Consider the following 14,624-nt stretch of genomic DNA (forward strand, 5'->3'; position numbering starts at 1 on the left):
AGTTGTATGAGGGATAAGGGCAAATTGTAGGTTTTATCTCAGGTTCAAATTTAAGATTTTAGCAGCACTCCAAACTCTACAATTTGCGTATAGTGGTAGCTAATCACTATATCAATCAAGATACAAGAAGCACTGCTTCGCAAGATAACCATTTCTTGGATCTCCAAAGATTAAAGTTACGTTATCTTTAGAGGGACGTGCTGTCCATTATTTTGGCTAGGATCAAGATATTTGCGCAACAAAGTCGTTCCTGAAAGGAAAATTGGTTTATTTGCGATATATTTTATTTAGGGTTTGTTGCATAAACATATAATACAATGATTTTATTGACATACTCCCGCCACTTTCGTTTTACCTCAAGTGGGGGATTCTAAAAGCAAAAGCTCTTAGGTGACTTCCTCACGGATTTCACTTGCTTTCTGCTTCACAGGGCGACCTTTACCGCATCCTCCCTCGACAGACAAAACGGCATGTCCTGCCGCCAAAATATTGCAAGAAGCGTTAATATCCGCATTCTCGCTAAAGCCACATTCAACACACTCAAATTTAGCTTGAGTTTGTCGATTCTCTTTCGCTACATGACCGCATGAGCTACACGTTTGACTTGTATATCTAAGGTCAATTTTGACGAGCAAACCACCTCGCCATAGCTGTTTGTACTCCAACATATCGACAAGCATCGACAAACCTTGATCAAGAATTGATTTGTTTAAGCCCGATTTGGCTTTAACATTCTTTCCTTTTTTCTCGATTGAGCCTTTCGCTGATTTCGACATATTGGCTACCTTTAAGTCCTCAACTACGATCATTGCGTGGTTTTTGCTGAGAGTTGTAGTGACTTTGTGCAAGTAGTCATGCCGAATATTGGCAATATGATGGTGTAATTTATTGATCTTTAGATTCAGTTTTTTCCAGTTTTGACTAAATTTGGTTTTCTTTCTCAACTTGCGTTGAAGCCTAGCTAACTTGACCTGATTGGCTTTAAAGCTATTGATCGGGTCGAATACCTGACCACTAGAGGTTGTGATTAACTTTTTAACGCCCAAGTCGATGCCAATGGCTGATTTTGATGGGTGGATAGGTTGTTCGACCTCACGATTAGTACAAAATGAAATGTACCAAAGCCCACAAATTTTCTTAATCGTGACACTTGTGATTTTGCCAACAATTTCCTGTGATTTTTTAAACTTAATCCAACCTGTTTTTTTAGGCAAAGAAACGCGATCACCGACAACATCACAATCCTGAAACGGAAGTCTAAACGATTGCTCACCATCAGATTTTTTCTTAAAGCGTGGCATGAGTGGTCGAAGCTGAACCTCGCTACCATCAGCTAATTTAAAGAATCTTGGTTTTTTAGGTTTGAATGGTTTTTGCTTCAACTTCGCTTGTTCTTTGGCGTTATAGAACTTCTTCCATGCTGTAGCAAGATCACGGATTTTTTGCTGTAAGCAAGCTGAATAGGTATCACCAAGAAAAGAGAACTCTGGTATTTTCTTGAGTGGTACTAAGTTTTTCTCAATGGTTTCATAGCGAATAAATTCATCTTTAGCGAACATTTCAAATGATTTAGCGAGAATTTGATTCCACACAAAACGAGCAGAACCGATTGCTTGATTAAGCAATATTTCCTGTTCTTGATTAGGCAAAAGCCTAAACTTGCAATGTTGTGAAATCTTCATTAAACCATTGTTTAGGAAAGAGTTATTAATAAATAACTGTATCAGAAATTGGTGATATATCCAAGAAAATATTAGCTTTATTATGGCTTACGCCACTCGCTTATATCCACCACCTCACTGTCGGTGGGGGTCTTACGCTCGATTAAAGATAAAAAATATACTAGTATCCTGATGATAGCCGTCAAAGTACGATCTCTAGCAGATCATGGATCCTGGTATAGCGCGTGAATTGAGCTAAGTTTTAGAATGAGAGCAATATGGGTTTTAGATTTCGTAAAAGTATTAAATTATTCCCGGGTTTTAAAATTAATCTGACCCATAAAGGCATCAGCAGTGCCAGCATTGGCAAACCTGGTGCTTCTCTAAATATTGGGAAAAAAGGTACGCGAACCAGTGTCGGCATTCCAGGTACGGGACTATCTTACTCTAAACACCAGCCTTACTCTAAAAAGACCCGTGTTCCACAACCGACATCGCTAGAACACACGGAATATAATCCTCAGAATTTAGAACAACCGAAGACAAAGATCTGGCCTTGGATTATTTTTGGAATATTGTGTTTTATTGTAGGTGCCGTCATTTTTTAGCAAGAACAGCATTGTATTTTGATCAAAAAAAATGCCCACATGGATGAATGGGCAAACTAAGGAATTAATATCCTTCAGAAACTCCAGCGCAATTCTCGCTACTTTCAGTAAGCGACTCTGGCTCAATCATGAGGGTCTGACTCAATCGAATCGAGGTAAATCGATCCATCACAATTGGAGCAGAAATTATGCTTGAATACATTCTTGAATGATGCTGAAAAGTCTTTGATTTTTAATTAATAAATAAGAGTATCCATGTCTACCCTCAACTTTACTTATTTTCAGATAGCAACCAATCGAGAGCACTCATTTTTACAATACCATTATAATTCGCTTCAGTCCCTATCGTGTCTAAGGTAAGCAAATACTTGGGATACGAATCAGAAATTTTCTGTAATGGACGTAACTCTCGGCTGAGTGTCTCCTCATTGAGCGTTTCTAATGCCACCTGATAATAAGTTAAATTCTGTAAAGTATCGACAGCAACAAAATCAATTTCATATTCATCAACCCGCCCTACATAGACCGTATAACCTCGTCTGACAAGCTCAAGATAAATTACATTTTCTAAGATATGACCTTGATCAGCATTAGCATCAGGCAACATAATCCGGCGCAATCCGACATCAACTAAATAGTATTTTTCAGAGGATTGTAATAACTCACGCCCGCGTACTTTAAATTGTGCGGCACTATAAAATAACAAACTGTCCTGTAAGCCCTGAATATAGCGTTTTACTGTTTCAAATGAGATTTTAACCCCACTTGAAACAAAGGTATTTTTAATTTTATTGATGGAAATGGGTGAGCCTGTCACGCTTGCCAAATATCTTGCGACACGCTCGAGAGAGTTAATATCGGCCGTATTCAAACGGGGAATAACATCTTTAAACATTACACTGGCATAGACCGCTTGCAAGTAATCATAGGTTTCCTGCTGGCTGGTCATGGCAAGCGTATAGGGGAAACTACTGCGCGTGTACATGGCATACAAATCACGATTGGATAATTGTTGGATGATCGGATTATTTTCAATATGCCACTGTTTAAACTCTTGGAATGACAAGGGTAAAACATGTTGCTCGATATAGCGTCCTGTGAGTAACGTCGCAAGTTCTCCACTTAGAAAGAATGCATTTGAACCTGTAATATATAAATCGATATAATCCCGAACATATAAAGAGTCGACTACTTTCTCAAAATTTGTAACATGTTGTATTTCATCTAAAAAAACATAGTTTTTTTTACTTTTATCAACTTTGGACAATACATAATCATGTAGTTTACGGTAATCGGTGAGTTCTTCAAATTCCATAAATTCGAAGTTGATGGCAATGATGTTTTCGGCTTGTACACCCTGTGCTTTTAGGTCTTGTTGAAACATCGCCAATAAGGTGGATTTTCCAGAGCGACGCACACCTGAAAGTACTTTAATGACATCACGGTCTTGCCATGTATTCAGAAATTTTAAGTAGCCATCACGTCGAATATTAGCGCTTCTCATTATTTACACTTAGAATCTAAAGTTTTAATAAATTCTATCAAATTTTAGAATGTATATGTAAATATATTTAGTTTTAAGAAAAGTTTAAAGGTTAAGTGAAACATTCAAAGCTGCTGTAGAAGCATGTAAACAGCAGATCTGATCAAAATCCAAATTCTGTCTTTTTGATTATTTTCCATGTTATGTTATTTCATTGATGCTACGAGTTAACTGCTATATAAATTAAGTGAAAAGTAAAAGGAATTAATATGTTAACTAGAGTGGAACTCATTTTTGTTGTGCTGATGGTCTCAGCCTTAATCCTCATTGCTTATGAAATGCTAAAAGGTTTATTTTAGGGCATCTATACAATTTTTGATCAAAAAAAAGCCCACAGAGGGAATCTATGGGCGAAACTAAGGACCTTGACGGTCATTCAGAAACTACAGCTAGTTTCTGGTTGTGATTCTAAAGTGAATTAAAAACAACCACATTGGCTGAATATATCAAAAGTTAAATCATTGATAAATTTTAGAAAATTAATTTACCCCCTCTGCTGCTCAATACAGTAATTCACCAAACAAATCCGCTCTAATCTCTTCCAGGCTCAGATCTGATTTCATCCTATTACAGATGGGATGAACTAGCAGGCCATTCTCTAGAACGCCTTGCCCACCTACGGCTTTGGCAATCCTATGATCCGATTCAGTAGAATCAAGATAGATCAATCCATCACAAATGAGGCAAAAGTTATGATTACCCACCAGAAAATTGTGCTTAAGCAGACTCTTGGTTAATGCCGAAAAGGCCTTTGGCTTTGACCGAGAAATTGGACTAATCGACTCCACATATCCCACCACATTCTTGACTACTGCATCATCATAACCACCCAAAAACCTTTCGACATAGAACTCGTTAAAGTTTATGTACTTGAAGGCCTTAGACATGGACAGAATAAAGGTATTCAGGCATTTCTCATCATCAAGATCAACATCCATTTCCAAGCTTAAGCAAATAAAGGCTTTATAGACAATTTGTAGCCGATCATAGCCCTTGATACCACTGCCGAACTTGCCGACCGTTTCGGTGGTCGCCACGGGGAAATTGGCGATCAAGAACTCAATACTACGGCGTACCCGGGTGAAGTCCTTGAAACTAATCGTTCGATGATGAATCTGCATGCGGCTTTCATGAATTTCATACACAATTGAAAACCATGCAAGAAAAGAAGTAATCTGAAAACGCTGATCCTTATAAAAATATAAGTATGGATGTAAGCCCAAACTCGGAACCCCAGCATTTTTTACAGGCGTCGCTATTCTGCAAAGAATAGTCAACAGATGCGACATTAGGTTTTCAACGCGCTCCCCCTGATTCAGACTCATAATATTATGAATCTGATCACCCGCAATGATATTCATCAGCTCATTGACCAAGCCAATTTTTTTGCCATGACTCATTTCATTGTCTAATAAAATGGTCGAAAAAAGTAGCTGGTGGATCCTCTCCCCTAACTCAATCAACTCATTTAAACGTGTATATTGGAGCTCTTCTAGGTTAGATTTATTGTCATTGATATAACAACAGGCATAGATCGCATAATACGCGTCACTACCGCGATTTCTTAGGTGATATTCCTCATATTTATCTAAACGTTTAGTATCTGAGTTAATCGATTGAAATACCCGTCGCGCATCTTCCGGAGTTCCCAGTACCTGCCTGAAACTGATTTTAATATCGCCTAATTTCGATTTTTTTTCTGCGAATTCGGCATCAGTACAAATTTTTTGAAAATCAGCGAGATCTCCTAAATAATTGCGGAGGTAACGAATATCTTGTTTTTGTGGATCATTGAAATTAGGTGCTTGAGTGACTTGCTCATCCGCAAAATATCTATTAATCCACGCATAGATACAGGAAAGACGATGTGCTCCATCAATAATGTAAATATTGCCGTGTATATCTTTCCAATACAAAATGCATAAATTGATGTTTTGATCTTCTGTGCAATCCTCAATAAAGTTTGCAATTTCTTGCACGCTCCAACATTCCGTAGAACGCTGGTTATCCGCCTTAAATAAACATTTGATGATTGGATGCTTTTCAAAATCAGTCAGTGCCACTTCAAAATTGTCACGCTGCATTGAAGGTGACATTTCTTCTGGCAACATAACTTTACGCTGAATAATATTGGTCAATAATCGTGTTGGACCCATTTTTATTTTCTCCAGACAACACTGTCCTACTTTCGCTCAAGTACGAAATTTGAAAGTGTATATAGTTCGATTTGGTTAAAGCGATGAATTAAATGACCGTCAATATTCAGTCAGCGCTAACAAAAGAAACCTAAGAGAAATGGGGGGATTAGATAATAAAATCTTCATGTTTAGTACCTGTAGTTTAGAGTTCACTATCTACAACCATCTTTTCCACGAGATGGAGGTAGACCAAACAGGGGTGGAAATACCGCACTACAGAAGACGGCCAGTCATAGACTGCCCTGCCTGGCCTACCATAATGGCAAACTAAGCATAATAAGCACAAAAAACCGCTAAAGCGGTTTTAATGCTTCTGTAGTAATTTTCAGGTTTCCACGCCCGATTACAGATTTTGCTGTAACGTAATTATCATATGGGTATCTTTTTCTTTGGTCAAACCGAATTAGAATTTTTTTATTCATTTTTAAATAAAAAAATATAAATCGATAACATATGGATCAAATTGAAAGCAAAGAACAAATCAAAGTCGCTGATTCCTAGGCCCCTTAGGTTGAACGATATATGCTTAGGCTATTTGCACAAGGAAGGATGCTATCTTTAAGTGAAAGAGGACTCCACCCGACAGTCAGGGTGGAGGTGAATTTCACAGATTTTAACCTTGTTGGTTTTGAATGTATTTCTTAATAATATCTAAGGGCGCACCACCGCACGACCCTGCAAAATAAGATCGTGACCATAAAACAGGTTTTGCATAACTACCACGTAAATCTAAAAATTCATTCCGCATTCTTCTGCTTGTTACCGATTTTAAATTATTCACCAACTTACTAAGCTGAACAGTTGGTGGGTACTGAATAAGCATGTGAACATGGTCAGCCTCACCATTACATTCTTTTAGCTCTGCATCAAAATCTTTGCATATTTCGGCTACACACTCACTAAAATACTTATGATGTAGATCATTTAGAATTTTCTTTCTATACTTTGTAATAAATACTAAGTGTACGTGTAAGTTAAAGGCTGAATGGCGGTTTTTATAGATTTCAGTCATTGTTTGATTGTTCGTTTAATGATAGCATTTGATTATATTAACACATACATACTCATTTATGAAAATCAACAAAGCGTATAAATTTAGGCTTGAGCCTAATGCAGAGCAGGAGCTTGTTTTAAACAAGTTGCTTGGCTCTGCACGTTTTGTTTGGAATCAAATTTTAGCTGTATCGTTCGAGATGCTTGCTAATAATGAGCGAATCAACAAAGTTAATTTAGTCAATAAAATTCCTGAATTACGAAAAAAACCTGAGTGTGCTTTTCTAGAAAATAGTTCAAATGGCGTTTCACTTCAACAAAAAGTGCGTGATCTTGGTGATGCCTGGGGGAAGTTCTTTGACCCGAAAGAACAAGCCAAGTTAAAGCAAAAACCATTTAAAGCCAAAAAACCAAGATTCTTTAAATTGCCTGATGGTCGTGAAGTCCAACTTAGACCACTCATGCCACGATTCAAAAAGAAATCTAATGGCTGTGATTCCATTCGTATTGTTCAATTCAATAGATACTGTTGGGTTAAAGGCAACCAAGTTAAGTTACCTAATGACATTGGCGTTGTGAAATTCAGAAAATCACAAAATATTGTGGGTGAGATTAAGAACGTCACAATCTCCAAGCATGTCGGGAAATGGTATGTGTCATTTGGTGCTGAAAATACGGTAGAAGCACCAGTCCATCCATCGAAATCAGCCATTGGCATTGATTTAGGTATTAAAAAGTTAATTACAACGTCTAGTGGTCAAGTATTCGACCCGATCAATAGTTTCAAGGCCAATCAAGTAAAGTTGGCTAGGCTTCAGCGCAAGCTGAGAAAGAAAAACAAGTTCAGTCAAAATTGGAAAAAGCTGAATCTCAAGATCAATACATTACACCATCATATTGCCAATATTCGGCATGACTACTTGCACAAAGTCACCACAACGCTCAGCAAAAACCACGCAATGATCGTAGTTGAGGACTTAAAAGTAGCCAATATGTCGAAGTCAGCGAAAGGCTCAATCGAGAAAAAAGGAAAGAATGTTAAAGCCAAGTCCGGCTTAAATAAATCAATCCTGGATCAAGGTTGGTCAATGCTTGTTAATATGTTGGTGTACAAACAGCAATGGCGAGGTGGTTTACTCGTTAAAGTTGACCCTAAATATACAAGTCAGACTTGTAGTTCATGTGGTCACGTTGCAAAAGAAAATAGGCTCACTCAGGCAAACTTTAGTTGTGTCGAGTGTGGCTTTAGCGAGAATGCAGATATTAATGCTTCTCGCAACATTTTAGCGGTGGGACACACCGTTTTGTCTGTCGAGGGAAGATGCGGTAAAGATCGCCCTGTGAAGCAGAAAGCAAGTGAAATCCGTGAGGAAGTCACCTAAGAGCTTTTGCTTTTAGAATCCCCCACTTGAACATCGTGAAAGTGGTGGGAGTATGTCAAACGGCTTCTAGCAGCATATTAAATGCAAGGTATGATGTAGTCAGGTAAATGATATTTATGCACACGTAGCTGTCTTGAACAAATTCACAGAATTTGGCTGCACTTATACCCAAATTGTCACTTGAATTTAGCTCAATTAGGGTAGCGCTGTCTTTCAAAACTTTATGTAATAAAGCGTGCGTAAGTCATATTTACTTAAATTCTGATATGATCTCTAATCACCAAATATCGTACACTCAACCATGCTAGTACCCATCGCACGGCGCTTAATGACGCTTGTTGAGACATAATTCTAAAATAATCATATTTATTATGTTTCATCACTATCGGAAAAAACTGATGTTCTGTAAGGATTGAAAGCATAGGTTCATCCTCTGCCGTAAAATGCATCAATACTTTTGTTACATTACTTTCATACAACCATTTTTTTATTAACCAATTATAAGTTTCTGATTGGTTTTGTTCTAAATAATCAAATCGCTCTAAAATCTCTTGTGCAGAATTAAAATCTACAGCACTGAGTAATTCAGGCAAACGTGCTAACTTTCCTTGTGTCGATAATGGATGTCTTCCTATATTTGAACCACGTTTACCTGACGGAATGTTTGCCATCATAATTAAAGCTTTCTTCCAGGACTCAATATCTAATCGTGGCTGCCCCTGCCCAGAAATAAGATACCGCTCAATATCTTCAAACTTTTGAAATAATTCGTGTTTAATTACTTTTCCAGTCGAATTCCCTCTTTTTTGAGCATAGATGACCCACCTCTGACTTTGTCTTTTTTTGAGTACATATTTTTCGATGGTGTCTCTCAACTCATATTTTAGATTACCATTCTGTTGATGAATCGCTTGGAAATGCCTGAATAAATTACTCCGACTCATGACTCGCTTAAAAAATGCAGTATGTAAATTGGGTTGCTGTTGTTGCATGCTATAGGCATAAGTAGCCAGAAATAAGATATGAACATAATGCTTTAATGTTGTCGATTCATGTAAATGTCCAAGCACTCGACTAATCGCCTTAATCCCTTGCCCAACCTGTCCTTCATTGCCTACTAGCGTATTAAATTGCTCATTCGATGGCATCCAATTTTGTAGCCATGGCAATTCTATCGTGAGCGCTTTAAAATCCACCACTGTTTGCAAACACTTTAAAGTATATGTACTTGCAAACGTATGTCTTAAATGATGTAAGCTGAGATCAACATCTCCAGTGACTTTCTTTAATATTTGAGATATTTGAGCAAAAAAAGGCCTATGCTCACTATTCTCATCAGACATTAATATCGAATATTTTTTATTCTTATAAATATCATTTAATCCATTTTGAATCGTCTGACTTAATAAATTCATCGGAACAACACGTTCTGATCCAAGTGTTTTTAACTGATGCTCACCATAAGGACGAATTCTGAGCATATCCTCATCAATATCTAAGGGCCGTAAATGAAGCGCCTCTGAACGGCGTACACCCATCGCCGCAGATAAACGAAAATGACGCTGAATCTCTAGGCGTAAAGCAGCATCATTCACCCCAGATTCTACAGATTGTAATATTTGAACGATCTGCCGCACTTCATTTTTTGAAAAAACTTTAGCACTTGCTTGATGCGCTGTACGCTTTTGTAACCTTATACGATCATCATTTAACTGAATTAAAAAATCCCTAAAGCGATTCCACGCAGCGAGATGCTTGCGATGTGGAAAATGCTCTTGCGTCAACTCCATCCATTTTTGAAACACATCTTCATCAATCTGGCTATCTTTTGTTAAATCTTCTGAAAACCCCAATACACCTGCACTGACGATGGCCAAATGTAGATGAATCATATTTCGATTCTGTAGACTTAACTCTTCTGCATCACAGCGTAAAATCAACCATTGCACAAAGCACGTTAATAAATTGACTGAATAGTGATTCGTTTTATTATTGGCAAGCTGTTTAAGCCAAATGCTTGATCTAGACTCACCTTTTAGTTGCTGAATCATCGCTAAAATATCAGACAAATGTAGTTGCTCATCGCCTATTTCTATTTCACTTTCTGGCTCAGTGCTATCTAAACCTGTGGTTAATTTTTCATATTCGGATAAGCGTAATAATTCATTTATTGAAAGATCTTCAGTCAAGACTTGGCCTGATATGTAACCTGCAATCAACGGAGTACTATTTAACATCACATTTTGCTGTAAAGCTTTCAACCATTGAGCTAACGATAGAGTTGACTTAACCCCTATTTGTTTTAAATATGTATTAAAACACTTTTGCCAAGCCGTTCTTTGTTGATTTCTTGGCTGTGCTAAAATCTCTTTTAATCGGGGCTGTAGATACTGTCGGCCTACTAAAATCAACGTCGAGACATAAGGACTTAACAGTACTGTACGGCGTATCTTCGTCACAGATCTATCATTATTCACTGTCAGTTCAACGAGCCGACTATTCCCCATAGCGACTATATGTTGATCAGAAGCAATAAACTCCAACATCGCTTGTAAATGGCTCACTCTGCACAGTTGTGAATACATGGAGAGTACAACTAGCAAACGTCCTATTTCAACATCACAATTTTGATGTTCAGGTAAATGTTCTAAATCCTTCTGAATAAGATCAAGTAAGTTTTGTTCAATATAACACCATGTACTAAAACTATTTTCAGATGTCAGCCATGTACGATTAGCTTTTTGAGGAAGTTGAACGAATAAAGGAATTTTCGTTTTATCGCGAATATAAGCACAATATGCCTTGATCGCTTCTGGCAAATCAATGTTTGTATTTTTAGCTAAATGGGAAGCTAATAGATGTCCAAGCTCTAAAGCTACTTGTGGCTCAGGATTTTCCTCAAAAATCAACGGAAAATAGGACTCATACTCTGAGTTTTTCAGCCATTCTTTTACATCATTTTCTGAATATTGTATTCTCGGCTTCGTCTCTACTTGAGCTGTTTTAGTCTCTTGGGTTAAAACAAATGTTGGAATATGCTTGATTTTAAAAAAATCAAAACCTTCAAAACATTCGAAACCTAATTGTTTTTGCAGGTTTTCTTGTACATCAAGCCACTGTTGTTTAAAAACTGATACAGGAAATACTGATAACATATCCCATGGATGACGCCCCCGTATCCAGTGCCCAAGTCCAGCGTCCTTGAACCGTCCAGGTAACTGATTATGATCAGAGCGAACCAACTTCCGTGCCCAATTTCTAACTAAACCTTCAATCTGATGAGAATCAAAAAGTTGCAGAGCATAAGATGATAAATCAACACGTGGTTCAACTTGCTCCCCCAGCATTCGCATCAAACCACGTAAACCTTGAATCTGTTTGATCAACGCTGGCGTCAATGGTACATAACGATCGGTTGATTCATCTTGATGATGTTTATCTTGAATCAATGCCCATCCGGGCTGACTGATCCACTTTGGAAAGGGTTGCTTAATTCCTCGTCCTGCAGTTGCAAGATTCATCCACAATGCTGTATACAACGTTAAGTTATCAAAGAGCACCTGCCAATTTTTCTGTTCATAAGCCTGATTTATTCTGTTTTTTATTCGTGTAATTTCATTTTGTATTTCAACAATCTTTATTCCAATCGGGCTACCCACGCGTTCACTTGAAGTGTGTATGTATTGAGGAATATCAATTTTTATCGTTCTTAAACAATCAGACCATAATTGCTCAAGTTTCTTCTGTTCAAAAGAGGCATAATGAATCAAGTTATCATAATTTCGACCTGATTCATTAGTCACTGCTTTAACGACAGCTAAATCACCTTGGCTATGCTCATATAACAACCGTGGAAGAATATCTCGAATGCTTTTGAGGCTGACTTCTAGCTCTTGAGGTACACTGTTAATTAATCTTCTAACTTCGCGTTCAACTGCCAGTTGACGGGTCCTAATCCCAAGATTTTTGACTTGATTCACCAAATCATTGAGCTCACTTGGTAAAACCAAATGTAATTTCTTAGTCCATGGCACATGAAATTTAGAATCTTCTGGCTTTGTTTTGAGTGTCGGTGTCCCTGCTAAAACACTCAATACATATGCAGATAAAGTATGATCATACTGAATAGCAATATTATTCTGATCAGTATTTTGACTAAAACACGGCGCTGTTAATTCAGTAACCGAACGTCCAGTGAGTAAACTCAATATTAAAGCTAATTTTGCGCGTAAAATTAAGCTGCTATCCGCCGGAGATGGTTGACAGAGCCTCAACACTTGTTGAATCGAATTTAATGACAATCGCCATTTTGTCCAAACTAAACCAACATTTGTAGCTTCAACATGCTGAAAAATAGACTTAGATGCATAAAGCCCTCGAATTAAATCGGATTGTTCTGCCAAAAAAAGTGTAAACAATGGCTCCAATGGTGTTTCATCTTCTTCAATCTCATCATCCGCAAATACTTCAGAAATCAGACCACGATGAATCTCATCAATCTCCTGCAAAGGTTGGATGGCAATACTTAATGAGCCGTATCGTTGCAAGATAAGTTTTTGATGCTTTAACCCTATACGGTGTAAAAATTCTCGGCGTTTCTTCTTATTTTTTAATCGATTATTATCCCAAATTTGTGATAAAAACAGTTTTAATGCATAAAAAACTTCATTTAATCGTTTATCTTCAGAACCAGCTGACATCGAACGAATCCATTGTTCCGGTTCGTTTTGAGTCACTAAGTCTTTGACTCGTTCTAAAATATCCTCATGACTTGGATCACCCAACTGCCTAATCGCTAAAAAGGCATTATACACACGAGATCCCTTTTGAGCTTTCAGCTTTATGCTTCCATCACCACTTAAATAATTACTATAAATTTCTAGAGTATGTACGTTTTTTTGAAAGTAAAAGATTTGCTCTAAAAACCACGTGATTACAGTATCAAAAGACTGATTATTTCGACTTATTCCTGCTTGAATTAATAGCAAGTCACAAATTCCACTGTCTCCAGTGTATGGACGCAATGGCGTGAGTTTATGTTTGTTTCTATCTGTTGTTTCTGAGAAAAAATGTGGATATTTACTAGAATCCTGTAATCTACTAATGATCTTTAACGTATTAAGCTCATCACGAAATTCTAGTAATTCATCATCCGCAATCAATGTGAAGATTCGCTGACAAATGACAACAATGCCAGCTAAGCTATAGTGTGCACGCAACAAAAATAATGCTTGGATCAGTTGTTGTTCTTCTATATTTTCATTCTGATTAATCCATTCTAGGAGCTGCTCCAAATACCTATTCATGAACTACTCCGAATACGATAAATCCACGCCTTCTTCAAGTCTGTTAAAGCCAAAGCAACTTCTGCAGTTGGTGCCGCACAAACAATTTGCTGCTGATGTTTTTGATAAAGTTCCTCCAATTGAGGTAAAAATACAAAAAAGTCAGCTAAATGAAAATATGGTTGCAAAGACTTGCCAAGCTCTTTTACTTTAATTCTTTCTAATGGCAAAATCTTTTGGGCGATATAGCCTACCAAAACATTTTCGATTAAAAAATTACCACTCACCACCGGTGGTGCCCAATCAACCAATTTTTGAACAAAGAAAATCGGCAGCTGTTTTAAAAAATGCTGTGTATTTAAAAATAAAATCATTTCTTCTAGATCTAAATGCTTTAGTCGAAGTTGCTTTGCAACCACCATCTTATTCTGTGCTTTATCCACTTTAGCCCAGTGTCTTCTTTTCACACTGTTCTTTAGAGTTTTTACATTAAATAAATCCCGATCGACAGCAAGCAGCAACTTACGATATATCGCGAGCAGTAGTAATGCTTGATTCTTAATTTCTTCTGAAAACCTGCTCGTTTCCTCATTGAGTAACATCATTTTCAGAACTAAAACAGGGCATTTTTTTTTAAACCGGCCTTCAGATATTGTTAATGCATCAATGAGTAATGTTGTCATCATTTTTTCTGCACAGGTAAGTTATTTTTAGCGTTAAAACAATAGGGTCTGTTGACATTTGTTGATTAAAAAAATAGCGAGATAGTAAAATTAAATCGCCAAACCCAATTTTACACTCGCTATGCCTCGAACAATGCTAAATGCTCAACACTGGTCCAAGTTACTTGCTATTTTCCGTCACTTTAATATTTATCTCAAATTAAATTTACGGAATTTTATTGAAGCGATTTTATTTCGAATTAGAACAGGCTGTCCTTGGCGTGATTTACCT

9 protein-coding genes are annotated in these 14,624 nt (G+C 37.3%); 3 read left to right on the forward strand and 6 right to left on the reverse strand.

The features are described 5' to 3' along the window. Window positions 1–386: 386 nt before the first annotated feature. The gene (locus tag FTT85_RS16735) at window positions 387–1,682 is read right to left on the reverse strand and encodes an RNA-guided endonuclease TnpB family protein (protein WP_180184011.1); all 1,296 of its coding nucleotides are present in this window, start codon (window positions 1,680–1,682) and stop codon (window positions 387–389) included. Window positions 1,683–1,939: 257 nt separating this feature from the next. Here FTT85_RS16735 and FTT85_RS16740 point away from each other — a divergent pair, with 257 nt between their 5' ends. Continuing rightward, entirely contained in the window at window positions 1,940–2,269 is a 330-nt protein-coding gene (locus tag FTT85_RS16740; RefSeq protein WP_004726791.1) for a DUF4236 domain-containing protein, read from the forward strand. 271 nt (window positions 2,270–2,540) lie between these two features. On the opposite strand, the gene FTT85_RS16745 is transcribed toward FTT85_RS16740, so the two are convergent. From FTT85_RS16745 to tnpA, 3 genes are all read right to left on the reverse strand, one after another. Beyond that, window positions 2,541–3,773, reverse strand: coding sequence for an ATP-binding protein (locus tag FTT85_RS16745; protein WP_001255534.1), 1,233 nt, complete (start codon window positions 3,771–3,773; stop codon window positions 2,541–2,543). 539 nt (window positions 3,774–4,312) lie between these two features. Continuing rightward, window positions 4,313–5,968: an HNH endonuclease signature motif containing protein gene (locus FTT85_RS16750; protein WP_180184012.1), complete on the reverse strand. Its 1,656-nt coding sequence runs from the start codon at window positions 5,966–5,968 to the stop codon at window positions 4,313–4,315. A gap of 655 nt (window positions 5,969–6,623) precedes the next feature. Next, a complete protein-coding gene (tnpA, locus tag FTT85_RS16755; protein WP_074382711.1) occupies window positions 6,624–7,022 on the reverse strand; it encodes an IS200/IS605 family transposase in 399 nt (132 codons plus the stop codon). Between the two features lie 58 nt (window positions 7,023–7,080). Here tnpA and FTT85_RS16760 point away from each other — a divergent pair, with 58 nt between their 5' ends. Then, complete coding sequence (locus FTT85_RS16760; RefSeq protein WP_180052749.1) at window positions 7,081–8,385, forward strand: RNA-guided endonuclease TnpB family protein; 1,305 nt, start codon at window positions 7,081–7,083, stop codon at window positions 8,383–8,385. Window positions 8,386–8,639: 254 nt separating this feature from the next. Here the strand turns inward: FTT85_RS16760 and FTT85_RS16765 are convergent, their stop codons facing one another. Together FTT85_RS16765 and FTT85_RS16770 are read right to left on the reverse strand one after the other, a co-directional pair. Continuing rightward, window positions 8,640–13,691 (reverse strand): tyrosine-type recombinase/integrase, encoded by a 5,052-nt coding sequence (locus FTT85_RS16765; RefSeq protein WP_180184013.1) that lies wholly within the window; start codon window positions 13,689–13,691, stop codon window positions 8,640–8,642. Continuing rightward, window positions 13,688–14,356, reverse strand: a complete 669-nt coding sequence (locus FTT85_RS16770) for a hypothetical protein (protein WP_180184014.1) — start codon at window positions 14,354–14,356, stop codon at window positions 13,688–13,690. Before FTT85_RS16770 ends, FTT85_RS16765 begins: the two co-directional genes overlap by 4 nt. A 118-nt stretch (window positions 14,357–14,474) precedes the next feature. Here FTT85_RS16770 and FTT85_RS16775 point away from each other — a divergent pair. After that, the coding region (locus FTT85_RS16775) for a transposase (RefSeq protein WP_180184015.1) at window positions 14,475–14,624 on the forward strand (150 nt) is incomplete at its 3' end.

It is taken from the genome of Acinetobacter sp. YH01020 (genome assembly GCF_013420275.1).
In the GTDB taxonomy this organism is placed as follows: domain Bacteria; phylum Pseudomonadota; class Gammaproteobacteria; order Pseudomonadales; family Moraxellaceae; genus Acinetobacter; species Acinetobacter amyesii.